Here is a 25397-nt window from a genome sequence, read left to right on the forward strand (position 1 = left end):
CTTCGCTACCTATCTTTATCTTTTACTTCATCTTCTCTTTCAAGATCGGAAATAATATCCTCACTCAAAAAAGCCAAATCCGTCTTCACAACATCAGGACGTTTGATTTTCTGTGAAATCTGGATGGCCAGATTATCTTCCGAACGCCCCATTTTCACCCGGAAAGTCGGCAGTTCTTCTACAAACATAATCGCATGTTCAGGCATTTCTATCGGGATGACATCCCCGGCCTGTAACTCCATCAAATCTCTTAATGCCAGAACTTTTTCCAACAAATTCACGCGGAAATTGACCGGCACATCCATAATCTCTTCACGCAGCGCTGAGCTCCAGCGAACATCCGTTTCCATTTTATCCGACTGAACCCCGGCGTCTAGAAGCTCACGAATCGGCTCAAGCATCGAGTATGGCATGACCATATGGAAATCACCACCGCCGCCATCGACCTCAATATGAAATGAGCTCACCACAATTACTTCCGTCGGGCTGACAATATTCGCCATACTCGGGTTCACTTCAGAGTCAAGATATTCAAACTCAACGCCCATCACCGGCGACCAAGCTTCTTTATAATCTCCGAATACGATTTTCAACAATAGCTGAATGACGCGCCGCTCTGTCGGTGTAAACTCACGCCCTTCAATTCTGGCGTGAAAACGGCCATCCCCACCAAAGAAATTTTCCACCAGAATGAACACTAAACGTGCTTCCATGGTGATTAGTGCCGTCCCCTTCAATGGACGAAAACGCACCATATTGAGACTGGTCGGGACATACAACGTATTTTGGTACTCGCCGAACTTCATCATCTGGACGCCGTTAATTGACACTTCGGCTGTTTTTCTCAGCATATTAAATAAGCTGATACGCAAATGACGCGCAAACCGTTCGTTAATTAACTCCAGCGTCGGCATCCGTCCCCGGACAATACGATCCTGAGAAGAAAAATCAAAATTGGTCGCCTCACGCGTATCCGTGTCTAATTCTTCATCATCATCATCGACACTATCAACACCATGTAATAGCGCATCAATCTCGTCCTGGCTTAATAGATCAGTCACACATCACCTATTGAATTACAAAATCAGTAAACAGAACTCGTTCAATCACCGGCTGACCGACCGCTTTGGTCAACGCAGTTTGAATATCTTTCGTCGCCCGGTCACGTAACTCAATCCGCCCATTGGGGGATCGCAACTGTTCTACCGTCGCAGAAGCAAACGTCGAGAGCAGCGAACTTTCAATTAATGGAGAGTGGTAACGGGCCTGATTTTCATTTTCACTCCCTCGTACCATTAATTGAACTTTAATCTGAACCATCCGATCACGTTTATCACCCGTGACATTAAACACAAATGGTTGAGGAAGGCTGACATAAGCCACAGGTTCATTATTACTATCAACCTTCGCAACACTTTGTTCTGGTTCTGCACTTTGAGACTCGTCATCCGAGCCCATCATAAAAAATGCAGCACCGCCACCAACCAACAGCAATACCACCAAGGCGATAATGATAATCAAAAGTTTCTTTTTGCCGCCGGATGCATTTTCTGCGACACCATTCTCATCTGCCATAATTATCTCTGCATGTGCAACATACTAATTTTTAACTCTATGCGTAATAACTAATCCCATCACGCTTCGAACTCACATTCACATCAAGTTTAACACCTGTGTCCGGATTATCATCATGAAAAACAGAATCCTGACTCAACAACGCATTTCGCCCGGACGACTGCCCCTGTCCCGAAGCCGCATAGCCTTGCTGTTGTTGCCCGCTACCCTGATGCTGAACAGATGTTTCACCAAGCTGAACACCTTGCTGTGACAACATATCTCTCAGACGAGGCATCGAGTGTTCAAGTGCTTCCCGGGCTTGTGGGGTTGCCACGGTAAAGTGAACCGTCGTGGCATCACCGGACATGTTCATGCGGATGTGCATTCGCCCGAGTTCTGGCGGGTCAAGACGAATATCAATATTCTTCAAATTCTTGGACATCATCATCTGTACCCGCTCCGAAAGTTGATCGGCAGCCATCGCATCTTTTGCCAGATAAACAGATGTAGGTGTCTGAGCTGCATCAGCTCTTATATGACTCGGTACACTGGCGGTCTGTTGCCCGGTCAGCGATGACAGTTGATGTGCAAAATGTCCTTCTTTTCCCGTAGTACCGTCGTCAATCATCCCCTTAGTCCGGTCTTGCCCATCGCCAAATCCGGCAAGGCGCTGACGAATCCATTGCTCACGTCCGACAGCACTGGCAGACAATGTCTGTAATGCAGCCTGAGAAACGGCTGAATCGCCAGTGAGCGATATGGGCGAATTGGCAGAACCGTCACTCTGAATTGGCTGAGTCAGCGAGTTAACCGGAGAGGTTTGTTGCGCGGCAAACTGCTGCTGCACCACATGTGTATGATGACGGGAGTCAGCTTTTACCGACATATCTTGGTTCAAAGACTGTAGTAACTTTTGTGATAAAGCCGCTTTCTCCGAATTACCTTCAGCTCCGGCTAACGCAGCAGCACGGGCGTGTTCTGCCCCGTCGGTAGTCACGGCAGTCTGTATATCGGCCTGACCGACGATATTCTGGTTGGATACACCCTGAATATTGGTTCCGGCAGCAAGCTGAGCGGATGAGACGGTGGCTTCTTTATGAGCCACATTTTTGACCTGAACATCGGATGCAACGTTAGATGGAGAGCTGTCATTGAGACGCGTCGCCCCCTCGGCAAGCTGAGATATCTCAGCCGTCAACGCTTTCTCCCCGGTCAGTGATTGCTCACTCTGTTCAACATCTTTGGTCGGAGAAGGAATATCTGATTTTATTTGTGACAGAGACGGGCCCGCAGGAATCGTTGTACCCTGAACCGTGGTATCCTGAAGCGTTGCCGGATCGATGCTGTTCACCTGTGCCGAATTTGTGGTTTGTTTGGCAGGTTCAGTAGCGTCTGAGGCTGGCAATTTCTTGCCGTTTTGTGACATCAGCTGTTGTTCAGCGCCTTTAAGCCGATTGAGTACAGCCTCCCCCTCTCCCATCGTTTGCAATGCAGCTTCTTTCTGCGCTGATGATGTACTCTGCTCCGTAGATTTCAGAGAAGAGACCGCTCCTTTCGCCACGGAATGAACATCTGAATCAGAACGAAGTACCTTCGCTGCAACGCTGTCACCTTTTTGTTCACCGGATGTTTTAACAGCTGCGGTTTGGGCTTGGGCATTATCCACATCATCAATATTTTCAGACGCATTCTTCAGCGCCGATGGCTTAGATGCATCCGCCTCCGTCAGCTTGGTTTGAGACGGCTTTTCTCCGGCAAGAGCTTTATCGGACGGTTCTTTATCAGTGAGTTTTTTATCAGACAATTCATCAGATAACTCTTTATCAGATAAAGAGTTATCTGATAATAGGGCATCCGCTGACATATCACCTGCGGCATCCGATACAGCCTCAATATTTTTCGCCTCACCGCTCTTGGCGGCGGACTTGCCAGAAATAGCTTCTTCTCCCTTAAATAAAGCTGCGAGTTTGGCAAAAAAACCACCGGACTCTTGCGACGATTCAGCGACATCACCGACAACGGCATCATCACTGACCGTTTTAGGGTGAGACTGAGCTTTCTGGGTCCCTGACGTGGGCGTAAGATTGATATTCATATCCACTACTCTTGCAAACCAAACCTAATTGACGGTATTTGCTATCACTGACAAATGACTTTGATGCAAACAACTTGATATTAAATAAGCAAAAATTAAGCCATCTCTATCAAATTCTGAATGTGGTTGATAATTTGTGGTTTAGACATGGTAAGGATTGGTTTAAAACCGTGCTTTGCGGGCATACTGAATGGTTGTAAATTCATCAAGCTGCTTCTGTTCGCGTTTGATTTCAGCTTGTTGTTTTTCAGCCAGTTTCTTGTCACGCAGCCACTCATAGGAACGGCGCGTTTTACGGACTTCAAGCCAATATTCCTGACAATTTTCAACTTGATCGAGAAAGTGCTGCTCCGCCCCTCTTTGCTTGGCAAGCGTCTCATCTAACTGCGTTAAGAAACGATTCAGATGTCCGTACTGACTTGCCGTCAAACCGGCTTTGCCCCGGTCAATCATTTGATGACAGTAATCCAGACGATATTGTTCGATCTGGTTCACCTGACGGTAGTAGCTTTCAAGTTCCTGACGTGCACTATTCAATGCGAGAACTGCTTTTTCTTCATTCTCTTTTGCTTGTTCCAGCAAGAATTCCAGTGCATTTTCCATATTATTCAGAACCTATCTGCAAAACATTCTTCAACATACTGATACACATATCATACGGGACGGTATCTTTCATGCCTTGTTGCAGGTACATATCGATCTTCGGTTTGAGAGTAAATGCCTGATCAATTGCCGGATCAGAGCCCGGCTTATAGGCACCAATCGAGACCAGATCCTGATTTTTACGACACACAGACAAAACTTGCCGCACCGCTTTTGACATCAGCTGGTGTTCATCAGTCGTGATTTGAGGCATCACCCGGCTGACTGATTTTTCCACATCAACTGCCGGATAGTGACCGGCATCTGCCAGCTCCCGGGACAACACAATATGGCCATCGAGAATCGCACGGGACGCATCCGCGATCGGGTCTTGCAGATCATCACCTTCCGTCAACACGGTAAAAAATGCCGTAATCGACCCCTGCCCATCACTCCCGTTCCCCGCACGTTCAACAAGTGCCGGCAATTTGGCAAAAACCGAAGGCGGATAGCCTTTTGTTGCCGGAGGTTCACCGACTGACAGGGCAATCTCCCGCTGTGCCTGCGCAAAACGGGTCAATGAATCCATCAGCAACAGTACATCTAACCCTTGATCACGAAAATACTCAGCGATGGTCAGCGCGGTCTGACACCCTTTGAGACGCATCAACGGTGATGCGTCGGCCGGTGCAGCAACCACAACGGCACGTTGACGGCCATCAATACCTAAAATTTCATCAATAAATTCTTTAACTTCTCGTCCACGTTCACCAATCAGGCCAACGACCACGACTTGAGCCGTCGTTCCGCGAGTCATCATCCCCAGTGTCACGGATTTACCCACACCGGAACCGGCAAAAAGCCCGATTCGCTGTCCCTTACCGACGGTCAATAATCCATTAACGGACTTAAGCCCGACATCCAGTGGCTCAGAGATAGGTTTACGGGCAAGAGGATTGATTGCAACTGACTGAAAAGAGGCTTTATGCTCAGTATAAATCGGTCCTTTGCCATCCAGCGGCATCCCGACACCATCAATGACTCGCCCTAGCAGTTCCATGCCGACAGGAACACCGGTATCACCGTGAACCGGTGTCACTTTCGCGCCGGGTAAAATGCCTGAAACTTGTTCACTCGGCATTAAATAAAGATGAGCCCCGGAGAAACCGACTACCTCGGCTTCAATCTCACCACTCATGGTTTCGACTTTACATAAACTTCCAATCGGCGCTTTACATCCGGTAGCTTCCAGAGTCAGCCCGACCACCCGAACGAGACGGCCAGAGGCAATAGGACGTGATGACAGCCCCTGTGTTTTGTATTGTGCGAAACGCTCTTCTAACGCTAACACGCATCACCACCATGTCGGTTTGCTTCACAGAAACTTTTTAGTGTCGTCCGGATTCGCTCTTCAATCCGGTAGCTGACGCTTGACTCGCCGGCTTCAATTTCAACATCACCACGATTAAGAGAAGGTTCACTGACTAAAGTCCAGTGCCGAAAATCAAGGTCTTCTTCTCCGTAAGACTGACGAATGACCTCAACATCTTCCGGATTGAGTTTTAATGTGATGTCATGGCCGGTAATGGGCAGTGATTCAACCGAGGATTTGACGGTATCCAGAATCACCTGAGGGTTCATCTGCACCTCAACCCGGACAACTTCTTTCACCAAAGCCAGCACCATATCGACCAGTTGCCGCTCAACCTGTGCGTTCATCAGCGCCAATGGCTGGGCAAATTGATTGGCTAGGCTGACGAAGCTGGCAACATGTTCATCGATAATTTCCTGACCGGCAGCCAAACCTTCTGTTTGCCCGGCTGTCAGACCTTCCTGATGTCCGGCCTGATAGCCTTCATCTTTGCCTTTATCGTAACCTTGTTTGAAACCGGCTTCTTGCCCCTGATGTAGCCCTTCCTGATAAGCGCCTTGGCGAATCAGTTCAATTTCTTCTTCGGTCAATTCAAGCGGCACTTCTTCTACCGGGCGTTCCGAATCCGGAATCCACCCCGGATCGTATTTCAGCGCGGTATCTCTCGCCTGACCGTGAGTCTCAGTCGTGTAATCGGGTAGTCCCCACACTTTCGCACGTTCAACATCAGTATCCATGCCCGGACGCAAGAACCCGCGTTTTCTGTCTGACATCGTGGCTCCTTAAATCAACCGATCAGAGGAATTCATCCGCACCACCTGACAACATAATTTCACCGTTGTCAGCCATTCTGCGGGCAATTGCCAGAATTTCTTTCTGTGCCGCTTCCACATCCGAGACTTTGATTGGTGGCATCGCTTCCAGATCATCTTTGAGCATTTCGGCAGCACGTTTAGACATATTTTTGAAGATTTTCTCTTTCAGGGTGTCATCCGCACCTTTGAGTGCTTTCTGCAAGACATCCTGTGGCACATCCCGCAACAGTTTCTGGATACCCTGATCATCGACTTCAGCGAGGTTTTCGAAGACAAACATCAGATCCTGAATCTGCGTCGCCAAGTCTTCATCCTGATCACGCATTTGCTCCATCAGAATGCCTTCAACATTATTATCAAGGTAGTTCATGATATCGGCAGCCGCTTTCAGACCACCAATTTTCGCAGCTTGTGCGCCTGCCTGTCCGGCAAACTGTTTCTCCATAATTTCGTTCAACTCTGCCAGTGCTGATGGCTGAACTTCTTCCAGATTGGCAATCCGCATCATCAAGTCCAGTCGATCCCGTTCAGCAAATTGCGCCAAAATTTCAGCGGATTGATCCGGTTCCAGATAAGACAAAACAATGGTCTGGATCTGTGGGTGCTCATTGACAATGATACTGGCGACCTGACGCGGATCCATCCATTTCAAAGAATCCAAACCTTTTGAACCGGTTCCCAGCAGAATTTGATCCACCAAGTTGTTGGCTTTATCTTCACCCAGAGCCGCGATCAAGGCATTACGCATAAAGTCTTCGCTGCCCATCCCGATATTGGTGTATTTCTGAATATCTTCCAGAAATGCGCGGTGTACGGCACTCACTTTCCCCTGACTCAGTTCACTGGAGCGTGCCATGGCACTACCAACGCGCTGAACCTGCTTCGGTTCCAGATGACGAATGATGCCGGCAGCATCTTCCTCATTGAGACTCAATAGGAGGATTGCAGCTTTTTCATCGCCACTAATTGATGCGATATCAACGTCTTGAGCGACCAGATCACCGCCCTTTTCTTTCTCATCAGCCATCGTTCATCATCCAATTTTTCACAACCTGAGCAGCAAGTTCCGGCTCATTGGCAACCAGAGCCCGTACCGCTTTCAACACGTCTTCGTCTTTATGTAAATTCGGCAAATCAATGGTCGACCCGAATTCGAACAGATCACCGGCTTCAATATCTTCACCAATCAGGCTGGTTTCACCATCCGCACCAATCGGGAGTCCATCCGGCCCATACAACTGATCTTCATCTTCACTTGCTGGGTTGATAAGTTTTTTCATTGCCGGACGAACCAGAACCAGAATCACGACAATGATAACCAATGCACTTGCCAGCCAGCGAATCCAGTCGCCAAAATTCGGGTTCTCCCAAATCGGTACATCGGTGAGCTGTTCCACCTCAGGTTTGGCAAATTGCATACTTAAGACATTTAATAAATCGCCTCGTTGTTCATTATAGCCAATCGCACCAACCAGTACCTGACGCACTGCATTGAGCTGACTGTCAGACAGAGGCTGATAAGTGATCTCACCCGTATCCGGGTTCACTACCTCACGGTCTTTAATCGCCACGGAAACGGTCTGACGATTGATGACACCTGTCTGTTTGCGTTCATGACTCACGGTTGTGTTCAATTCGTAATTACGCGTTGCTTCTTTATGAACTGATCCCTGGCCTAGCGTCGAACCATCTTTCATCTGTGCAACATCTTCCGGAATAGAAGAATCTGCCGGGGGTTGATTACTCAATGCACCGGGAACACCGGCAACAACATTGGCATTGTTATAATCTTCAAGGGTATATTCACTTCGGGTTGATGGTTTTTGCGGATCAAACTGACGACTGGTTTGCTCAACGGCACTGAAGTCCATTTCGACATCGACCTGCGCCGTATATTGCCCCAGACCGAGAATCGGGATCAGCACCGAATCAATTTTATCTTTGAGCGCCTGTTCTTGCTTACGCTCTAATTCCTGTTCTTTACGACGTGCGGTTGACACCGGATCGGCAGACCCGGAGTTGAGCAAACGCCCATGTTGGTCGGTAACGGTAATACGGGTTGTTTTCATCCCCGGTACCGCACTGGCAACCATATCGACAATTGAATCGATTTCTTCCTGTTTCAGGTTCGCGCCCGTTCTCAGCGTCAAAAAAACCGACGCGGAAGCTTCTTGATTCTGGCGCACAAATACACTCGATTTAGGCATCGCGAGTAATACGCGCGCTTTTCTCACCTGATTCATGGCTTCAATCGCTTTGGCTAACTGGCGCTCACGGCTCAGCTTTAACCGTTCGATTTCAAGACGCTGTGATACCCCGAAGCCCATATCCTGAAGCAGAATATCATCACCGGCCTGTTTATCCTGATTCAGACCCGCACGGGCTAAATCCAGTTTGAGTCCGCTGTATTCAGTGACCGGGACTAAAATCGTATTGCCATCGAGTTTGTATTCTTTCTTGCTCTGATCGAGGTAATCCAGAATTGGGATCAATTCCTCGGTGTCGTAGGCACCCAGTGGACGCATTTCCGGTTCTTTGACCCAGAAAAACAGCATCATAATCAGAGCGACACAAATCGAGATGGACAGGACGAGAACCACCTGACGAATCAGGTCTAAATCACCGACGGCAAAGTCAAAACGAGATGAACTTTTCTCATCCAAATCAGGGTCCTGATGATCGACGGGCAAATCCGTATCTGCGGAAATCGCACCACCATCGCTTAAAGTCAGGTCTGTCGATTGGTTATCTTCGGCCACGTTACTTACCTACAATACTTCAAAATTGATACCGAAACGTCACCGTTAAACCGGCATGTTCATCAGTTCTTTATAAGCATCAACAAGCTTATTCCGAACCTGTACAGTCGCATCGAATGCAACACTTGCTTTATTTCTGGCGATCATCACGTCAGACAAGGACACGCCTTCATCGCCCCGATCAAACCGAGTTTGCAGATTACTGGATGTTTGTTGGAGTCCGTTGACATTATTAATTGCTTTGCTGAGCAGATCACCAAAGTCAGCACTGACTGACTGTCCGGTTGGTGCCATTGGTTTACCGCTGGCTTCCTGTATCATTGACTGCATTTCAGTCTGTAGTCCATCTAGTCTCATAAGTCCCCCTGATAGCCAATTCTTTGACTCATATATACGTTGCTTATCTCTTATCCAGCAATTAGTGTGCCATTTGATAAATAGCATTTACCCCGGAATATCAATCCCGGCATCGCGCATCTTCGCCAGCTTATAACGCAAGGTTCTCGGACTAATCCCGAGGCGTTCAGCCATCTCTTTACGCCGCCCTTTGCAGGCAATCAGGGTTTCCAGAATAATTGAATATTCCTGATCGCGAAGTTCACCGCCCAAATCAGAAATACTTGACTGGTGTCTGTCCATCTCACTGTAAGCCACAGTTTTGACAGTCGGTGGTTCAACCGGTTGTGAGTGTGAGTGCGACCGGTCATTCTCAACCAGTTTCTGTAAACTACCGGCATCCTTCCAATCAACCCCTTCCAGCAGAATATGTTCTTCATCGATATTGCCATTTTCACTTAAAATCAAGGCTCGCTGAATGACATTATCCAGTTCACGAACATTACCGGGCCACGGATAAGAGAGTAGTTTTTCAATGGCCGACGGTGCAATTCTGGGCATCGCAATCCCAAGCTTTTTACAGTGGCGTTCTACCAGATGTTGCGCCAAAGGTTCGATGTCAGCCTGACGCTCTCGCAGTGCCGGCCAAGAAATCGGAAAAACATTCAGGCGGTAGTATAAATCTTCACGAAATTCACCGTCTTGCACATAACTTTTTAAATCCCGGTTACTGGTTGCGAGTACCCGGACATCCAGTTGAATACTTTTACGGCTTCCCAGCCGTTCAACTTCTCTTTCCTGAAGCACGCGCAGTAATTTCGCCTGAAGGTTCAAATCCATTTCGCTGATTTCATCGAGTAGAATTGTGCCGCCCTGCGCTTGCTCAAATTTACCGGGACAAGCTTGAATTGCGCCGGTGAACGCCCCTTTCTCATAACCAAACAGAGTCGCTTCCAGCATATTATCCGGAATGGCAGCACAGTTGATCGCAATAAAAGGCCCATCTTTGCGCAGCGAAGCGTTGTGGATGTAGCGTGACATCACTTCTTTGCCTGAGCCGCTCGGCCCGAGAATCATGACATTTGCGTCCGTTTTAGCGACTTTTTCCGCTAAAGCCAGTAATTTCACACTTTTCTCGTCAGCAACAACCGCATCGCCATTATCATCCGATTTGACCGGTGCATAGCGGCTGACCATATTGAGCAACACTTCAGGCGCAAATGGTTTCGCCATGTAATCAATGGCGCCCTCTTTCATCGCGGCAACAGCATCTTCAATATTGGCATACGCCGTCATGAGTAATACCGGGAGATTCGGCCAATGCTGTTTGATATTTCTCAACAGTGCCAGACCACCCATGCCAGCCATTTGCACATCAGAGACAACAATATCGACGCCTTCTGACTTTAGCTTTACCAGTGCTTCTTCCGCACAATCCGCTTCGACCCATTCATAACCGGCCAGAGCTAAGGTATCCACCAATGCCTCGCGCAAACCTTCATCATCTTCAACAATTAATACTTTGCTCTGAGCCATGATTACTCTCCTGTCTCTGAATTCTTATGAGAAACCGTCCGCTCCAGAGGAAGACACATGGTAAAACATGCTCCATCCCCTTCTTCAGAAATCAAGTCTAGATGCCCGTCGTGCGCACGACAAACCATCTGAACCACCGCAAGCCCTAATCCCGTTCCCTGAGAACGCGTGGTGAAAAAAGGCTCCATAATTTTATGTTGCATTGCCGCCGGAACGCCCGGTCCGTTATCCTGTACAGAAATCTTCAGCATGTTCTGAACCGGCCGGAAGAACACATCGATCTGGGCACCTTTGCCCGTATTCTGAATCGCATTCATCACCAGATTACTCAACGCTGAAGCAATGGCATTGGGATTCCCCAGTAAAGTCGTTTCCGGATGTTCGATTTCCTGTCCATAGTCGATCTGATGACTTTGTATCGCAGTTTCGACCATCGGATAAAATTCCTGAACTAACTCATCGAGTGTAAAAGGTTTAACAACTTTATTATCGCCTCCCTTGGCGAACAGCAACATGTCATTGACCTGCTTATCCAGATCGTGCAACCGATCCATCAATTTCGTTTGAAAACGCTCGCGCGTGGCCGTCGGTAACTGAGGTGCAGCAAGGTTTGACGCATAAAGCATAGCACTGGATAAAGGTGTACGAACCTGATGAGCCAGTGAAGCGACCATTCGCCCCAGTGAAGAGAGGCGTTGTAAATCACTGACCCGCGCCTGAAGCAAACGCGTTTCAGTTAAATCAGTAATGAGGATCAACTGCCCGGTTGACGATGCTGAAATTGCTAATCGCACTTTTCTGCCATTGCGCAGCGAAATTTCGTGTCCATCATCTTCTTTTGGGGCGAAAGCCGATTGAATCACAGCGTACCAACGCTCACCGACTAATGGTATTTCCAGCAATCGAACCGCTTCTGGGTTAGCCTCACGGACAATGCCCTGCGTATCCAACAAAATCACACCGGCAGGCATGACATCCAGTACCTGTTTATATCGTTCAATCTGATCTTCTATTGAATCGAGATGAGAAAGCTGTTGCGCCTGAGATTCTTGCATATTCGTTTTCTGTTCTGTAAAAACAACAATAGTCTGAATAGCAAAAAGCGTTCCAGACTATTTTTTATATATAATTCAAGTTATTACATCAACAGAAAAACAGAATGACAATAAATTGACTATTCTCTGACGTTTAACGGTTCATATTATATTTTTTCATTTTTTCAACGAGTGTCGTTCTGCGCATCCCTAACATGTCAGCAGCACGGGCAACGACCCCGTCTTGCGCATCCAAAGCCTGATTAATCAGATTGACTTCAAGTTCTGCCAGCAACTCCTTTAGATTAACCCCCTCAGGAGGAAGAGATTGAGGAGCATTCACATGGTTCATCAAGTCTTGCTCTACATCACTCAGTTGAAAATCCTCGGAAAAAATGTCGGCCAGAACATCCCGTTCCTGCTCTTCGATACTACTGTAGCGGCTGGCCTCCGGTTGAAACTCCGGAATATCACTATACCGGTATTTGGTTGGTAAGTGATTCACGTCAACCAGACTATTCGGATAGAGGATGATCATCCGTTCAACCAGATTCGCCAATTCCCGGACATTTCCCGGCCAATCATGTTCCATCAACGACTGAATCGCCCGCGGTGTAAAACAGATGGGTGAAGCACCTTCGGACTCCATGCGTGTCAGCAATTCCTGAATTAACAAAGGAATGTCGTCTTTACGTGCTTTCAGCGCTGGCATTTCTATCGGAAAAACGTTTAATCGGTAATAGAGATCTTCACGGAACAATTCCTTATCGATCATCGATTCCAGATTACGGTGCGTTGCTGCAATCACACGCACATTCACTTTAATTGTGGTATTACCGCCAACCCGTTCAAAACAGCGTTCTTGCAACACACGCAACAGCTTCACCTGCATGGCCATCGGCATGTCACCGATTTCATCCAGAAATAGCGTTCCGCCTTCTGCCAGTTCAAACCGTCCTTTGCGTGCCGTAAGTGCACCGGTAAATGCACCTTTTTCATGACCGAACAGCTCACTTTCCAATAAATCGGCAGGAATTGCACCACAGTTAATTGGCACGAAAGGGCCGTTACGTCGTGGTGAATGATAGTGAACATTCCGCGCAACAACTTCTTTCCCTGTTCCTGATTCACCGAGAATCAACACATTCGCGTCCGTCCCTGAGACTTGCTCAATCAAATGGCGGACTTCCTGAACACCGGTGCTCTGTCCGACCAGACTTCTGAACAGTGTCGTTTTACGTGCGGAGGTGAATACCGAAATACCTTTGCGCCCCAGAAAATCTTTACAATGCCTCAAGGCTTCAGCCAACTGAGGGTAATTGAGAGGAAAATCTAGTTCGCCAACATAATTGGAGAATGGCTCCAGAGAGTAGGGCTGCTGATCCATCATCAGCAGTGGAATATGACTGATATTCTGCAGTTGGGTCTGTACCATCTCAGACAGATGTCCACTTTGCAGTGAACCAAACAAGCAACCAGCCCATATATCAGACCAATCAATCTGTTCAAACTGAGATGACTCGATTACCTCGCAAGGTTCACCGACAAAATCCAAAATAATACTGATTTGCTGACGAATTGCAGGATTATCCTCAATCACGAGCAGTTTCGCTAAACCTTGCATAGGTAAGTATATTTGCCTTCATCCATTAGGTTATTGTTACTGTTGAATTTCTATATCGAACATATGAAATATTGTTTATTCAATCTATCTCTAGATAAACATAGACAAAAATTCAAACCACCAGCAACAAAAAAGCCACTAATCTATAGTGATAGTGGCCTCTATTCTATTGAATTCAAAAAATATGGCAATACGAAGACAACACTCAATCTCTGATTGAGTGAGATGCTTCCAATAAAACCTACGCCCCTACTTCAGAAGAAGTGAGGTGATGATACTCTGAAGGAATCTGATCCCAAGCTGATTTTATTTCTCGAATGATATCAATCACATCATCAAGCAGCTCTGGTTCATTGAGATGATTCGCCTGCGTGATCTGGGTAATCACAAATTCGTAAAGCTGATCCAGATTTCTGGCGATATCCCCACCATCTTCCATCGATAAACAACTCCGTAGGCTGATGACGATGTCTAAGGCTTTACCTAAACGCTCACCTTTGACAGGAATATTACCTTGCATCATCGCTGCTTTGCCTTGTATCAGTCGCTCAATCGCGCCGGCCATCAGCATCTGTACGACTTTATGTGGTGAGGCAGCACTGAGCTGGCTGTCCACTGATACTTTTTTGTAAGCCTGTAAAGAACCACGCATAGTCTTCCTCTTTCATAAAAACTTCTTGTACTGCTGAACAGATTTATTCCCATACCGGTACTTCTTTAGTGAATGACCGATACCTGATGTTTTCAGTTGCATCTCTTCAACAAGTCGTTGGGTACGTTCAATTGCACGCCGCCAAGGCTCTGAACGCGAGAACTGTTGATTTTCTGACGCTTCCTGAACCAATACCTGCAATATCTGATCCCTTTTATCGACGAGTTGATGAATAACTTCAGTATTTATTTCTTCCTCCTGAAGCTGCTCACCAATTTTGTGATCAATATCACTTAGTTGATTCAGGAGTTCATCCATTTGACGAACCTAACGCATTCATCATCCCTGACAGCTGGCTCTGCATTTTACTGGTGGCATCCTGCATCGCCAGAAATTTATCATGGGTTCGTTGCTCTAATGTATTCATCCGGCGATCCAGTGACTCTTGGTCATCATCCAGGCGACGGTTCTGTTCAACCATACTTTTTTCCCGGGTACGCAGAGACCCGGTAACACCGGTCATCCCCTGAATCGCATCCTCAACCCTTTTGGCAAAACCATCCCGGCCGCCAAAAAACTCACCGAGTTTATTGAAATTATTGTTCAATTGCCGGCTCAGCATATCTTCGTTAATTTCTAACGTGCCCTGCCGAGTTGTGGTAATCCCAAACTCCGTCAGTGTTTTTAAATTTTCGGGTGCCTGCTTGATCTGAGAAGAAAAAACCCGTTTCAGCCGTGAATCCGCATTACGAACCACACTATCCCCTGCGAGCGGCCCGGCTTCTCCCGTTTTTGGATCAACATTAGACAGCGCTTTCGACAGTTGATAAAACTGGTTATACGCATCAACGAATTTGTGGATATCATCTTTGACTGTATCCCGGTCATACTCAATATCAATTTCCGCCGGTGGCTGATTGGCCTTAGTTTTACCTTTGACCGTTAAATCAACACCATCAATCGCATTTTCAATAATGTTATTGTTACTTGACAGGGTGGCAACCCCATCCAGCATGACCTTCGCATCCTGAGCCGATTGAACTTCTGACATCCCCTGATAGGCATCAAATGCTTTCTGGGCTTCTTGCAGATCAGATTGCACTTTTTCTACTTTTTCAATGTAAGCCCGCTCTTCAGGCGACAATTTCGCGCGTTCCTGTGCTTTCGCTTCCTCGGGTGTCATCTGACCGGAGCGAACCGCCGCTTCAATATCGGCTTCTTCCTGCGCTAATTTCTCTTGCAGCTTCGCCTGAGCTTCTTTCGGCGTTACGTAAGAATCATATAATGTCCCGGATGCAGTATTAGACCACCCGGGAACATTTGCCGACTTGTCGATGGCACTTTGATCCAGCTCCGGTTGCGGTTCCTGATAAGAGTCCAACAATGTCCCGGATGCCGTCTCTGACCAGCCGGGAATCCGATCTTCAGGACGAACATAGTCTTGCGCTTTTTTAGCCGCCTCTGCAGCGGCACTGGCAGCAGAATCAGAAAGTTCGTTCGTGGCGGAAGTACCGTCAGCGGGTTGGTTTTTTTCCGCAGCCTGACGAATCTCATCTGCGACAGACTGATCGACCGCTCTGGCGGCCGTTTCTAATTTTTCTGCAACTTTCCCTGCGATTTTTTGCTGTTCTGGTGTGAGAGGGGTAATGAGTTGTTGCGCCTGAGAACGTGCTTTTTCTAAATCCTTAACCCGTTGCTCCAGCGTTTTATATTCCAGTTTTTTTAAACTACTACCATTAGGCGCATCTGCACCTATCTGTATTTTATTATCCTGACCGGATTGGTTTGAGGCAATAATGAGACGAGGTCCGTCGATGTCATTGATCACAGAGGCCCGAACCCCCGGATTTCCCTTCGCTGCATTAATACCGTTCACGACATCTTTCAGCCGCGAATCTGATTGAATATCAACGGTAAACCGCCGATTACCGAGTGAAATATGCAGCTTACCCGGCCCAAACTTTTCATCTTCCGCAAAAACGTTAGATGCAACTTTATGGCTTTGGGCAAGCTGCAACACATCGATAGCGTATCTTCCTGCTATGGCGTCCGTTGTCGCTGTCGCAGATACGACATTTTCATTAGTCGTATCTACTTTCCGCAATGCAAACGCTTTTTCCTGGCGAAAGTTTGCCATCAGCGTTTTCATTGTATCCAACGACTCTCTGAGCCGGCCGTAGGCACTGATACTGGCATTATTTTGAGTCCGCTGGTTATCGATCCGTTGCTGCTTGGGAACACGCTCCGAATCGACAATTTTGCGAACCATGGAATTAATATCCATGCCAGAATTCATCCCTAACGGGCCCAGACTCATCCAATCACCTCAAAATAACGTTACACTTTGGTCATTAACAGACCAGAACGATGATCCTGATCTCTGGCCAAGCGTCGCAAGACAACAAGTATCTCTTCTTCCGGAATCTGACGAATTACATCACCGGTATCAGCTTCGTAAATCGTCACCACATCTCGTCCGGACTCTTCATCAACTCGAAACGACAACCCTTTATTGAGTGAAGAAACAAATTCATGCATCTGCTCCATCAATTTGGCTCGCTGTTCTTCGTTAATCCGCTTCCGCTCTTTTGACAGTTTTTCCACTGTCTGAGCGGAATCCGCTTGCCGCTCTTTCATCTCTTCGGCAAGTTTGTCCATTCGTTCTGCGTCTTTATTCACAGAAACACTTCTTGCACTATTACTGTCATTTTCTGAAGCAATTTTAGTGCCATTTTGTGAGCCGTAAGGCTGGATGTTCGATGTGTAGGATGAAACTTCCATAACAATCTCCCTTCCACCTCATTGGGTTCAAATCATCAGACTACTTTGACCCCAAGCTCAAAATAGTCCGTCGATTACCCCAATAGACTAAGAGCTGCAGATGGAGCCTGCTTCGCCTGCGCCAGTACCGAGGTACTTGCTTGTTGCAGAATTTGCGACTTGGTCATCTGCGTTGTTTCTTTTGCATAGTCAGTATCTTTAATACGACTCCGTGATGCATTCACGTTTTCGTTAATATTTTCAAGGTTACTGATTGCATGTCCGAAGCGATTTTGGAACGCCCCCAAAGAAGCACGCTGACTATCAACCGATTTCAGCGCACCGTCAATGACTGCAACCGCTAGCTGAGAACCACCGATAGTCGAGACATCGACGCTCTGGACATTCATATCCTGGCCTTCACCGAAACCGATTTCAGATCCCAGTCCGCCACCGATGCTGACATCACCAGTCACTTTTTGTGAAGAAGCAAATAACTGTAATTTGCCATCATCTCCTACAGAAGCCTGAATATCGCTATTCTGCCCATTAATGTAAGTTGCGACCTCTTCCAGATCATCTCCGGTTTTCGCATTAATCGTCAACTCCTGAGCTTCACCATCTTTATTAGTATAACTCAAGGTGAGATCGGTTGCGTTAGAGACCGTCCAGTCAGGTGACTTTCCTTCTTGCGCAACGTATGCCCGACCACCCATATCTTGAGTATCGGTACGCATATTACCCATAGTCAAAGATACCGCTTCACCGGAATCAGCACCGATCTGAAAAGATTTGCTGCCAAAAGTGCCGTTCAGGAGTTTATTTCCCCCAAAAGATGTCGTTTCAGCAATCCGGTTCAGCTCATCATTTAATGCTGATACTTCTTCCTGAATCGCCTTACGCTCCGAACTTGAGTTGGAACCATTCGAAGATTGCAAAGACAGATCCCGCATCCGTTGCAAGATAGATGTGGTCTCATTCATCGCACCTTCAGCAGTTTGTGCAATTGAGATACCATCGTTAGCATTTCTAACCGCCATATCTAACCCGCGACTTTGCGAGGTTAAGCGATTCGAAATTTGCAGCCCTGCGGCATCATCTTTCGCACTGTTAATACGGTAACCGGAAGATAGACGCTCCATTGATTTCTGAGCACTATCCGCAGCATTATTCAAATAACGCTGCGCGGTCATCCCCGAGATATTGGTATTTACACTAATTGGCATATTGATCTCCTTTAACGGATAGTTGATGTGCTGCCGTGTCTCTCACCTCACTTTCACACATCTCATTTCTCTCAATCTGGTTAACGGCTTACGATCTATATCCTTTAGGAAATTTTTAATTTTTTTATTCAATCGCCCCATTTGTGTAAAAAAACGTGATCCACTCCAAAATTTATTGGCTAAAGAACAGGCTCATCATCACAGTCAATATCGCTAAATGTGGTGATTTAACGATGACAAAAAAAATCCAGCCGAAGCTGGATTTTTAAACAAAGTCTGTTCTGTCGTGGATGACTTAACCAAGCAGACTCAATGCTGAGTTTGGTGCTTGTTTGGCCTGTGCCAGAATCGAACTTGATGCCTGACCCAAAATCTGAGATTTGGTTAATGCAGTCGTTTCTTTGGCAAAATCGGTATCTTTGATTCGGCTCTTCGATGCATTGACGTTCTCGTTGATGTTATCCAAGTTGCTGATTGCATGGTTGAACCGGTTCTGGAAAGCACCCAGTTCAGCACGATGACTATCAACATACTTCAATGCGGAGTCAATGATAGCAACCGACTGTTGCGCGCCACCGATAGAAGTCACATCAATGGTATCGACGGTCACATCTTTCCCTTCACCAATGCCTAACTCACCCGCTAACGCACCGCCAAATGAAACTTCACCGTCAACTTTGTTATTACCGGCAAAAATTTGGAGTTTGCCGTCTTGGTCAACCGAGGCTTTAATCGCATCTGTCTGACCATTGATATAGGTTGCAAGTTCTTCAATATCATCACCGGCCTTCGCAGAGATAGTGATATTTTGCTCTTGACCATCTTTGTCAGTCAGATTGATCTGGAGGTCATTCTGCCCAGCCTGAACAGTCCAGTTTTTATCTTTACCGTTTTCGGCAATATAGCTGGTACCACCCATCTGTTGGTTATCACTGCGCATATCTCTCAGGTTGAGCATAACCGCTTCACCATTATCCGCACCAATCTGGAAAGATTTGGTTTGGAAAGTGCCGTTTAACAGCTTGTTACCACCAAATGAGGTCGTTTCCGCAATCCGATTCAGTTCATCGTTCAGTGCTGTCACTTCTTCCTGAATCGCAACCCGTTCAGATTTAGAGTTTGAACCGTTCGCAGACTGGAGTGACAAGTCACGCATCCGTTGCAGGATGTTCGTGGTTTCGTTCATTGCCCCTTCAGCGGTTTGCGCAATAGAGATACCATCATTTGCGTTGCGTACGGCGACATCTAAGCCGCGACTTTGTACATTCAAGCGGTTAGAAATTTGCAGACCTGCAGCATCATCTTTTGCGCTGTTGATTTTAAAGCCTGATGATAAACGTTCCATTGATGTATTCTGAGCTTGTGTTGCTGAATTCAGGTAACGTTGTGCGGTCATTGCTGATACGTTTGTGTTTACATTCACTGCCATGATGACTTCTCCAATTGATTTTCCGATGTTTCCGGTTTCCGACGTCTCGGAAAACCAAGTAGCTCTCTCAAAGTTACTTTTATTAACGACGTGGATGGAAAAATCTTAAGGATTTTTTTTATTTTTTTTTACCAAAAAGTCCAATTGGATAAGGAGTGAGCAGTCGGTCAAATTCATTAAAAATTTTGCTAAAGATGTGCTCAAAACGGGCGATAAGGAGCGTTTTTTATTTTTTTGCTGCTGCTTATAAACAGCGCTGAATAGCCGTATTACGAAGCCGTTCAGGCTTTTTAAGCTTTGCTACGACTGACGTTACGACTAGCTTACATTACGACCAATCAATTCGAATAACTAAAGAAACTGAAGAATACGCTGGCTGACTCAATATATGCAGACAAAAGACAATAAAACGGATGAACAATGCAAACTGAGGGGGACAACGCCACTATCGTGACGCAAACTGCCGGGCTCACAGGCTGATTTGCATGGTGTGTCGGGTAAAGTTATGACCAGTAAAAATGAAACCATTCACTAAATAAATATGATTCATCATTCCGGTTATCTCTGAAACAGAACCCTGCCGTAATACAGCGACCTCGAAACGGAATGTTCTCACAGCCGTCTCCGCACGTCTCTCAAGACTTGATTCGCTCGGTATACTTTATCTGAATTGCTTTTTACCTGACCAGATCTTTATCTGAGTCACTCTTTATCTAAGTAGCGCTTTATCTGAATAGCACTTTACCTTAATCGTGCTTTACCTTAATAAGTATAAAGCCATATTCGGCTGTCTTTTTGCCTGCGCCAAAATTGACATACTGACCCGTTGTAAGATCAATTGCTTCATACTTTGGGTTGCTTCCCGGGCATAATCCGTATCCCGGATACGGCTTCGGGAAGTGGCCAGATTCTCATGAATATTGTCTAAATTCAGGATGGCATGTCCGAAACGATTCTGAAATGCACCCAGTTCAGCCCGGTTTTTATCGACGAACGATAAAGCGGTATCCAAGACGGAAACGGCTCGTTGCGCACCACCGACCTGAGTAATATTGAGGTCATTGACCGATTCGTAACCCATCACACCGATTTGCAGTTCACTGGCTAGCGAGCCACTGAAATCAATCGTACCGGAGGTCTCTTTGCCGGCCATAAAAATCTGCAGTTGCCCCTGCTCATTGACCGAGGCAGAGACTTGATCAGTCTGCCCATTGATATAGGTCGCTAACTGCTCAATATCGTCACCCGCTTTGGCCTGAATATCAATTTGTTGCTCGGTACCTTGCGCATCGACATAACGCATCGTGAGCTGATTCTGATCTGACTGAACACGCCAGTCCGGTGGCGGCACCTTCTCGGATAAATAGCTAAATCCGCCCATATCGAGCGTATCTGTACGCATATTACCCAGTGAAAGTTGTACCGCCTCCCCTGCGCTCGCACCGATCTGAAAAGAAGAGGTACCGAAAGTCCCGTTGAGTAACTTTCTGCCACCGAAAGATGTTGTCTCTGCAATTCGGTTCAACTCATCATTCAACGCGACATATTCTTCTTGCAAAGCTTGCCGATCTGCTGCGGAATTAGAACCATTGGCCGATTGTAGTGCCAGATCGCGCATTCGCTGTAACAGCGATGTGCTTTCCTGCATGGCACCTTCTGCGGTCTGCATAATTGAGATACCATCATTTGCATTTCTTACCGCAACATCCAGCCCACGCATTTGTGTTCCCAGACGATTCGATATTTGCAAACCGGCAGCATCATCTCTCGCATGATTGATACGATATCCCGAAGATAAACGCTCCATCGATTGTACCCAGGCACTATTTGCCTGATTCACATAATGCTGAGCCAGCAATGCCGATATATTGGTATTGACTGTAATTGCCATAATTTCACCTAAAATCACTCAGGATTTTCCCCCTATCGGTGTTTTCAGGGATATCTTTAGCGAAAAAAACCGAGCGCTCAGGCTCGGTCACATTTTGTACAGCAGTAATATTCCAAAGGTGATAACTATGAACAATAACAATGAACGTCTAGATGCTTAGCGACTGTAGCATTTCGGCTGACGGAGCAAAGAAGTAAGCACCGGTCACTGCTTGCGTAAAACGAAGCATTTGATCCGTTTTACCATCACGCTCACCATACATACTGTCTAACATCACTTGGAAGTTATGTAACGTCTGGCAATATGCAATGAAGAGTAAACCATGATCACCACTTACCGTCCCATACGGCAAACTATGTCTGACAATCTTCAGCCCTTGACCATTCTCTTTCAGATCGACACGCCCGACATGAGATGCAGCCGGCACATCATCCAGTTCAACCGAGTCTTCTTTCGTTCTGCCGATCACTTTCTCCTGAGCCGCGATGTTCAATCTTTCCCATGCCGGTAACTGATGGACAAACCGCTGCATCATCACATAGCTGCCACCGGCAAATTCACCATCGTCGATTAATGCAACTTCCTGACGACGTTCATCTTTCGGGTTCTCTGTCCCATCAATGAACCCGGTCATATCCCGTGCATCCAGATAACGAAATCCGTAAGTTTCATCAATGATATCTACCCACTTGGAGACACCACTCATAAACTGACGCAACACATAAAACAGCAAGTCATGGCGCTGACCGTGCACATGAATCAAAACATCGACATCGGTGGCCGGTGCACGAATGTCTCCATGACCTAACGGCGTGAAATCTACCAGCTCAGGCGGAAAACTCGCATCAAATTGTTTCCAGAATTGATGACTGAAAGCAATGGAGAGAGATAACCCGGCTCCGGACTGAGATGCATTCAGCGTCTCGACCAAATCAGGTAAAGATTGTAGTTGACGTAATACTGAGGCCGCCTCTTGCTTCACTTTAAAGATGACATACAGCGCAAATGGTCCGGGCTCTGGCAAAATTGCAGTTTGAGGATGAGACATAAAAGATCCCTGATGTGTAGTTGTCATGGTGCACATCATACCCCGTCACGCGGGAAGAACAAACAGCTAACTTTGCCATTCAAATCAGTCACACGAGGCGTCCCGTCTGATGGATAGTCTGTCTTACAAATAACGCTGTTGTAGTAACGTCAATGCGAAATAATAGCCATCTGGCCCCATCCAGTAATTGATCAGGTTCTCCACGCTATGGCTGGTATTGGTCGCGCCAGACAACCCATCAATCGTAAAATGGTCTTGATGATTCTGATGAGGCATGACTACCCGGAAATTCGCCTGACCATCCTCGAGGATCCGTTTTCCCTGAAACTGAGCAAGCCACTGCGCATTGGTCATAATCTTGCCCCCCAGTGCGGGTGTCTCACCCTGTTCATAAAAGCGGATGCGCTGAATCGACAGCGTCTTGAGATCTAAAGACAGATACCCTTTCAGCATCGACAGATACCCCTTGCCTTCGATCGGTACGATCAGCTGTTTTCCCGGGGTTAGGGACGCTTCCTGCACACCGTTTTGTTTTGAACCGTTGGTACCTGAACCATGATTTACTGAATCATGACCGCCAACAATATACACCAGCACCCATTGGTCACGGCTCGACAAGCGGGCCAGATTTTTGTCAGCGTCGAGTGCCTGTCGGGTCAACGTATGATTTTTCACGCTTTCCCGATAACGCGCAATTGCGCCGGGTTCATCGGTGATGGTCTGATTTTCCATATTCAGTAATACGGGATGAAAGTATGCCTTGAGCAGATTTGACGTACTCTCTTGAACCGCCCCAAGGCCGGCAACATCCAGCAATGTCCGTTGAGCATCATGACGAATAATTTTATTGTGATGTCCTTGTAATGATGTGTCTGCTGACACTTTCAGCCCGGATTCAGTATGCTTTTCAGCATCAAAACAGCCACCAAGGAATATGACTCCCGGCAGCACCATCAGTGAGAGTAGAGATTGATATTTTATTTGAAGAACCATGACATCCTGAAAGTAAAAACTAAAAACTGTGCAACAAAAGTTAACGACAAGCCAGACGAGAGATGAATGCTAACGAATCGACATCGGTACAACTCTGGCGATAACCGGCACCAAGCCTTGATTGGTATGCAATGTCAGGCTCACCAGTTCCCCCATCTGCAATGGCTGGGTGAATCCCATCAGCATGATATGTGAGGTATTCGGTGTTAAAGCAAGTCTCTGGTGTGCAGCAATCGTAATCTGATCCACCGGATGCATCTCACGCTTGCCGCTTTGATAGGTTGTGATATGCAACATGACCTGTTTAAAACGTTCCCCGGTCACCTCACGAATAATAAGCGGCTGCTCTGAACGGTTATAAATCGTCATTTTTGACCCGGTGCTACTGGCATTACGTTGCGGCATGAATATTTGGGCTTTACCGACTTCAATCTTTTCGGCTGAGGTTGCCGGAAATGTCACACTGGTAACCACCATGAAGCTCAAGAACCCCACCACACGCCGCCATGAAAAGTTCGCCACTGTTTTGTCCTATTCCTGAATTAAATTGACGTAATGGTCAAGATCCATCCCGGATGAATACCCTAAATGAACCATCTTCAACACACCGTGACGATCAATAAAGAAGGTCGTGGGGGTAGCCATCACCTGATAACGCTCCTGAGTAATCCCAAGCTGGTCAAGCCCGAGAGGCAATTTCACACCCAACTGCGCTGCAAAATCAGTGAGGTTTTCCGGGTGTGGCTCAATTCCGACACCGATAAACTGCATTTTTCCCGGGTGGTCATCTGCGTATTTTTGCCACGCTTTCATCATCACCAGACATGCCCCGCAGGTGGATGACCAAAATTCAACAACCACCGGTTTACCGCGCACCTGTTGCAGCGTCATTTGCTGCTCATTTGCGTCTATCACGGCTAAATCAGGGGCCGGAGCGCCAACAGCCAGTGTCTGCTCTTTACAACCACTGAGCAGCACAAGCGTGATCATCAGCGTGCCGAGTACTACCCGCTTAATGGTCATCGATACATTCCTCACCGACGTATTTGCCATGTTGCAGGCGAATAATCCGGTCAGTATAACGGCCTAAATCCGGATTATGTGTCACCATAATAATAGTGCGGTTCTGTTGATGCAGCCGCTGGAAAATTTCCAGAACAATCCGCTCGTTGGCCTCATCCAGATTGCCGGTCGGCTCATCGGCAAATAATATCGGACACTCATTAACCAATGCCCGGGCAATACAGACTCGTTGCTGCTCGCCACCCGATAACTGACTGGGTAAATGATTGATACGCTCCGCAAGACCAACCTCTTGCAACACCTTTTTAGCCGCATCAATATCGGTGACACTGTGGTAATGCTGCGCCAACATGACGTTTTCCAGAGCCGTTAAATAAGGGATCAGATGGAACTGCTGAAATAACAAGCCAATTTTTTCTGCCCGGAACGCCCGGCGGCCATCTTCATCAAGACTTGCGGCATTATGTCCGTCGAGAATGACTTGCCCTTCTGTCGCGGTATCCAGACAACTCAGGATATTCATCAATGTAGTTTTACCCGACCCCGATGCGCCCATAATAGCCACGAACTCTCCCCGGCGGATGGAGATATTGATATTATCCAACGCACTGACATGCTCAAAACGCTTGCAAAGTCCCTTGGTTTCAATGACAAATTCAGACACA

General features: G+C 46.9%; 24 protein-coding genes. All 24 read right to left on the reverse strand.

Annotation, left to right across the window (positions count from 1 at the left end):
• Nucleotides 1–5: 5 nt before the first annotated feature.
• Nucleotides 6–1061: a flagellar motor switch protein FliM gene (gene fliM, locus VR7878_RS04765; protein ID WP_077333885.1), complete on the reverse strand. Its 1056-nt coding sequence runs from the start codon at nucleotides 1059–1061 to the stop codon at nucleotides 6–8.
• 7 nt (nucleotides 1062–1068) lie between these two features.
• Nucleotides 1069–1575 carry a flagellar basal body-associated protein FliL gene (fliL, locus tag VR7878_RS04770; RefSeq protein ID WP_077333887.1) on the reverse strand — a complete coding sequence of 169 codons (507 nt, stop codon included), beginning with the start codon at nucleotides 1573–1575 and terminating at the stop codon, nucleotides 1069–1071.
• A 37-nt stretch (nucleotides 1576–1612) separates the two neighbouring features.
• The gene (locus VR7878_RS04775; protein WP_077333889.1) at nucleotides 1613–3652 is read right to left on the reverse strand and encodes a flagellar hook-length control protein FliK; all 2040 of its coding nucleotides are present in this window, start codon (nucleotides 3650–3652) and stop codon (nucleotides 1613–1615) included.
• A gap of 162 nt (nucleotides 3653–3814) precedes the next feature.
• A complete protein-coding gene (gene fliJ / locus VR7878_RS04780) occupies nucleotides 3815–4255 on the reverse strand; it encodes a flagellar export protein FliJ (RefSeq protein ID WP_077333891.1) in 441 nt (146 codons plus the stop codon).
• Nucleotide 4256: 1 nt separating this feature from the next.
• Nucleotides 4257–5585 (reverse strand): flagellar protein export ATPase FliI, encoded by a 1329-nt coding sequence (fliI, locus tag VR7878_RS04785; RefSeq protein WP_077333893.1) that lies wholly within the window; start codon nucleotides 5583–5585, stop codon nucleotides 4257–4259.
• On the reverse strand, nucleotides 5579–6379 hold the full coding sequence (gene fliH, locus VR7878_RS04790) for a flagellar assembly protein FliH (protein ID WP_077333895.1): 801 nt from the start codon (nucleotides 6377–6379) through the stop codon (nucleotides 5579–5581). The genes fliI and fliH overlap by 7 nt, the downstream gene beginning before the upstream one ends.
• Before the next feature lie 22 nt (nucleotides 6380–6401).
• A complete protein-coding gene (fliG, locus tag VR7878_RS04795) occupies nucleotides 6402–7448 on the reverse strand; it encodes a flagellar motor switch protein FliG (RefSeq protein WP_077333897.1) in 1047 nt (348 codons plus the stop codon).
• On the reverse strand, nucleotides 7441–9180 hold the full coding sequence (gene fliF, locus VR7878_RS04800) for a flagellar basal-body MS-ring/collar protein FliF (protein WP_077333899.1): 1740 nt from the start codon (nucleotides 9178–9180) through the stop codon (nucleotides 7441–7443). The genes fliG and fliF overlap by 8 nt, the downstream gene beginning before the upstream one ends.
• A gap of 45 nt (nucleotides 9181–9225) precedes the next feature.
• Nucleotides 9226–9537 carry a flagellar hook-basal body complex protein FliE gene (gene fliE / locus VR7878_RS04805; protein ID WP_077333901.1) on the reverse strand — a complete coding sequence of 104 codons (312 nt, stop codon included), beginning with the start codon at nucleotides 9535–9537 and terminating at the stop codon, nucleotides 9226–9228.
• 87 nt (nucleotides 9538–9624) lie between these two features.
• Nucleotides 9625–11052 carry a sigma-54-dependent transcriptional regulator gene (locus VR7878_RS04810; RefSeq protein WP_077333903.1) on the reverse strand — a complete coding sequence of 476 codons (1428 nt, stop codon included), beginning with the start codon at nucleotides 11050–11052 and terminating at the stop codon, nucleotides 9625–9627.
• Between the two features lie 2 nt (nucleotides 11053–11054).
• Nucleotides 11055–12107, reverse strand: coding sequence for a sensor histidine kinase (locus tag VR7878_RS04815; protein ID WP_077333905.1), 1053 nt, complete (start codon nucleotides 12105–12107; stop codon nucleotides 11055–11057).
• A 133-nt stretch (nucleotides 12108–12240) separates the two neighbouring features.
• The gene (locus tag VR7878_RS04820) at nucleotides 12241–13710 is read right to left on the reverse strand and encodes a sigma-54 dependent transcriptional regulator (protein ID WP_077333907.1); all 1470 of its coding nucleotides are present in this window, start codon (nucleotides 13708–13710) and stop codon (nucleotides 12241–12243) included.
• A 241-nt stretch (nucleotides 13711–13951) separates the two neighbouring features.
• On the reverse strand, nucleotides 13952–14362 hold the full coding sequence (gene fliS / locus VR7878_RS04825) for a flagellar export chaperone FliS (protein ID WP_077333909.1): 411 nt from the start codon (nucleotides 14360–14362) through the stop codon (nucleotides 13952–13954).
• Between the two features lie 12 nt (nucleotides 14363–14374).
• On the reverse strand, nucleotides 14375–14680 hold the full coding sequence (locus tag VR7878_RS04830) for a flagellar protein FliT (protein ID WP_077333911.1): 306 nt from the start codon (nucleotides 14678–14680) through the stop codon (nucleotides 14375–14377).
• Complete coding sequence (fliD, locus tag VR7878_RS04835; RefSeq protein WP_077333913.1) at nucleotides 14673–16679, reverse strand: flagellar filament capping protein FliD; 2007 nt, start codon at nucleotides 16677–16679, stop codon at nucleotides 14673–14675. Before fliD ends, VR7878_RS04830 begins: the two co-directional genes overlap by 8 nt.
• Nucleotides 16680–16699: 20 nt before the next feature.
• A complete protein-coding gene (flaG, locus tag VR7878_RS04840) occupies nucleotides 16700–17143 on the reverse strand; it encodes a flagellar protein FlaG (RefSeq protein WP_077333915.1) in 444 nt (147 codons plus the stop codon).
• Nucleotides 17144–17217: 74 nt separating this feature from the next.
• Entirely contained in the window at nucleotides 17218–18348 is a 1131-nt protein-coding gene (locus VR7878_RS04845; protein WP_077333917.1) for a flagellin, read from the reverse strand.
• Nucleotides 18349–18643: 295 nt separating this feature from the next.
• Nucleotides 18644–19777, reverse strand: a complete 1134-nt coding sequence (locus tag VR7878_RS04850; protein ID WP_077333919.1) for a flagellin — start codon at nucleotides 19775–19777, stop codon at nucleotides 18644–18646.
• 757 nt (nucleotides 19778–20534) lie between these two features.
• Nucleotides 20535–21668: a flagellin gene (locus VR7878_RS04855; protein ID WP_077334191.1), complete on the reverse strand. Its 1134-nt coding sequence runs from the start codon at nucleotides 21666–21668 to the stop codon at nucleotides 20535–20537.
• Between the two features lie 148 nt (nucleotides 21669–21816).
• Nucleotides 21817–22716: a Dyp-type peroxidase gene (locus tag VR7878_RS04860; RefSeq protein ID WP_077333921.1), complete on the reverse strand. Its 900-nt coding sequence runs from the start codon at nucleotides 22714–22716 to the stop codon at nucleotides 21817–21819.
• 123 nt (nucleotides 22717–22839) lie between these two features.
• Entirely contained in the window at nucleotides 22840–23709 is an 870-nt protein-coding gene (locus tag VR7878_RS04865) for an FMN-binding protein (protein ID WP_077333924.1), read from the reverse strand.
• A 69-nt stretch (nucleotides 23710–23778) separates the two neighbouring features.
• A complete protein-coding gene (locus VR7878_RS04870) occupies nucleotides 23779–24231 on the reverse strand; it encodes a copper chaperone PCu(A)C (protein WP_139344010.1) in 453 nt (150 codons plus the stop codon).
• A 9-nt stretch (nucleotides 24232–24240) separates the two neighbouring features.
• Complete coding sequence (locus VR7878_RS04875; RefSeq protein WP_159440433.1) at nucleotides 24241–24732, reverse strand: TlpA family protein disulfide reductase; 492 nt, start codon at nucleotides 24730–24732, stop codon at nucleotides 24241–24243.
• The gene (locus VR7878_RS04880; protein WP_077333930.1) at nucleotides 24722–25396 is read right to left on the reverse strand and encodes an ABC transporter ATP-binding protein; all 675 of its coding nucleotides are present in this window, start codon (nucleotides 25394–25396) and stop codon (nucleotides 24722–24724) included. Before VR7878_RS04880 ends, VR7878_RS04875 begins: the two co-directional genes overlap by 11 nt.
• Nucleotide 25397: the final 1 nt, after the last annotated feature.

The sequence above is a fragment of the Vibrio ruber DSM 16370 genome (assembly GCF_900163965.1).
Taxonomy (GTDB): Bacteria; Pseudomonadota; Gammaproteobacteria; order Enterobacterales; family Vibrionaceae; genus Vibrio; species Vibrio ruber.

Bases quoted from the DNA above. Each gene is read 5' to 3' on its own strand.
- VR7878_RS04775 (WP_077333889.1), bottom strand. From the start codon at position 3,652: ATGAATATCAATCTTACGCCCACGTCAGGGACCCAGAAAGCTCAGTCT.
- VR7878_RS04855 (WP_077334191.1), bottom strand. From the start codon at position 21,668: ATGGCAATTACAGTCAATACCAATATATCGGCATTGCTGGCTCAGCAT.
- fliS (WP_077333909.1), bottom strand. From the start codon at position 14,362: ATGCGTGGTTCTTTACAGGCTTACAAAAAAGTATCAGTGGACAGCCAG.
- fliD (WP_077333913.1), bottom strand. From the start codon at position 16,679: ATGAGTCTGGGCCCGTTAGGGATGAATTCTGGCATGGATATTAATTCC.
- VR7878_RS04830 (WP_077333911.1), bottom strand. From the start codon at position 14,680: ATGGATGAACTCCTGAATCAACTAAGTGATATTGATCACAAAATTGGT.
- VR7878_RS04845 (WP_077333917.1), bottom strand. From the start codon at position 18,348: ATGCCAATTAGTGTAAATACCAATATCTCGGGGATGACCGCGCAGCGT.
- fliE (WP_077333901.1), bottom strand. From the start codon at position 9,537: ATGAGACTAGATGGACTACAGACTGAAATGCAGTCAATGATACAGGAA.
- VR7878_RS04820 (WP_077333907.1), bottom strand. From the start codon at position 13,710: ATGCAAGGTTTAGCGAAACTGCTCGTGATTGAGGATAATCCTGCAATT.
- fliH (WP_077333895.1), bottom strand. From the start codon at position 6,379: ATGTCAGACAGAAAACGCGGGTTCTTGCGTCCGGGCATGGATACTGAT.
- VR7878_RS04875 (WP_159440433.1), bottom strand. From the start codon at position 24,732: ATGACCATTAAGCGGGTAGTACTCGGCACGCTGATGATCACGCTTGTG.
- flaG (WP_077333915.1), bottom strand. From the start codon at position 17,143: ATGGAAGTTTCATCCTACACATCGAACATCCAGCCTTACGGCTCACAA.
- VR7878_RS04865 (WP_077333924.1), bottom strand. From the start codon at position 23,709: ATGGTTCTTCAAATAAAATATCAATCTCTACTCTCACTGATGGTGCTG.
- VR7878_RS04850 (WP_077333919.1), bottom strand. From the start codon at position 19,777: ATGGCAGTGAATGTAAACACAAACGTATCAGCAATGACCGCACAACGT.
- fliJ (WP_077333891.1), bottom strand. From the start codon at position 4,255: ATGGAAAATGCACTGGAATTCTTGCTGGAACAAGCAAAAGAGAATGAA.
- fliG (WP_077333897.1), bottom strand. From the start codon at position 7,448: ATGGCTGATGAGAAAGAAAAGGGCGGTGATCTGGTCGCTCAAGACGTT.
- VR7878_RS04810 (WP_077333903.1), bottom strand. From the start codon at position 11,052: ATGGCTCAGAGCAAAGTATTAATTGTTGAAGATGATGAAGGTTTGCGC.
- VR7878_RS04860 (WP_077333921.1), bottom strand. From the start codon at position 22,716: ATGTCTCATCCTCAAACTGCAATTTTGCCAGAGCCCGGACCATTTGCG.
- VR7878_RS04815 (WP_077333905.1), bottom strand. From the start codon at position 12,107: ATGCAAGAATCTCAGGCGCAACAGCTTTCTCATCTCGATTCAATAGAA.
- fliL (WP_077333887.1), bottom strand. From the start codon at position 1,575: ATGGCAGATGAGAATGGTGTCGCAGAAAATGCATCCGGCGGCAAAAAG.